2 protein-coding genes are annotated in these 1,196 nt (G+C 32.5%); both read right to left on the reverse strand.

Annotation, left to right across the window (positions count from 1 at the left end):
• On the reverse strand, positions 1-894 hold an 894-nt coding region (locus tag FVB9532_RS19295), incomplete at its 3' end, for a fibronectin type III domain-containing protein (protein WP_150546813.1).
• Positions 895-1,033: 139 nt separating this feature from the next.
• A complete protein-coding gene (locus FVB9532_RS20075; protein ID WP_394349689.1) occupies positions 1,034-1,189 on the reverse strand; it encodes a T9SS type A sorting domain-containing protein in 156 nt (51 codons plus the stop codon).
• Between the last annotated feature and the right edge of the window lie 7 nt (positions 1,190-1,196).

Below are 1,196 nucleotides of genomic sequence, written 5' to 3' on the forward strand. Positions count from 1 at the left end.
ATTGGAAGGTGGATTACATAATGGCAAAGTAGTAAACGTTTCGGGTCCCACTAAGTCACTTTCATTTTCTGAACATAATCCTTTTACATAAAACTCATAGCTAGTATTGGAGGAAAGGTTGGTTAAATTGATCTGAGGATCATTTTCTACAAGAATACTTTCGCCTTCGGTTGCTGGATCAAAACCTGCTTCTCCATAAGTAACTTCCCAAGAATTGGCAATTCCGTTTTGCGTCCAATTTACAGTTGCCGAATATAGTTCTATTTGAGTGATATTAATATTTGAAGGATCTATACAAGGTGAAGGTCCAGGGGAATCTACATTGATAGAGAAAAAACCTTCATCATTATCTAAAGTACCGCTATAATATCCAATATTAATGTAGTAATCTACACCAACTTCTGAAAGGAAATTTAACTCTTGTATATCATTTACAGTATCAATTGAAGTTACACAAGTAAAATTTCCACATTCCCCAGAATATATTGCTACTTCAGAATCCCAATCTGGGGTATCTTCTACTATTACCGTAATTTCATAGTCATTACCTGCTACTAAATACCAAACGCCGTCATTCATTCCCAATCCTCCACATTCAGATATAAATCCATCATTATTGGTAGCCCCAAAGGCATCTTGTTCATTGTTATAAGGGAAAATATCAACTTCAATCGCATTTTCGCAACTGTCATTTTCAGGAATAACAACGGGATCAAAACTATTTACAGTAGTACTATTACTGTTACTACTATTACTGGCCACTGGAATTTCAAATGTTTCCTTTTCTACCCGATTATTTATAGAGTTTAACGGCTCAACATCTAACCAAGATGTTTGGACATTTACTGAAAAATTAAATAAGAAAAATGTAATAAACAGAGTAATTTTCCCCATAATCAAATTAATAAATTAGGATTGTAAATTTAAAGGTACTGGTTTTATTTTAAAAGTATATTAAAAAATTACCCCCAAATCTTTTTAAGACTTGGGGGCAATAACAACCTGTATTAGGTATGATTATTAGAATTTAAAATTATTCTTTAATAACTCGAATAATTTTAGATTGACTTCCTATCTGTACTCGAAGTATATAAGCTCCTGATGCTAAGTTTGACATATCTAAGGATGGTGACATTTCGTTTAAATCTCTACTCAAGACTTCTTGTCCCAGTAAATTATAAATACTCACCTTATCA

Origin of the sequence: Mesonia oceanica, assembly GCF_902499555.1 — a bacterium.
GTDB classification, from domain to species: Bacteria; Bacteroidota; Bacteroidia; order Flavobacteriales; family Flavobacteriaceae; genus Mesonia; species Mesonia oceanica.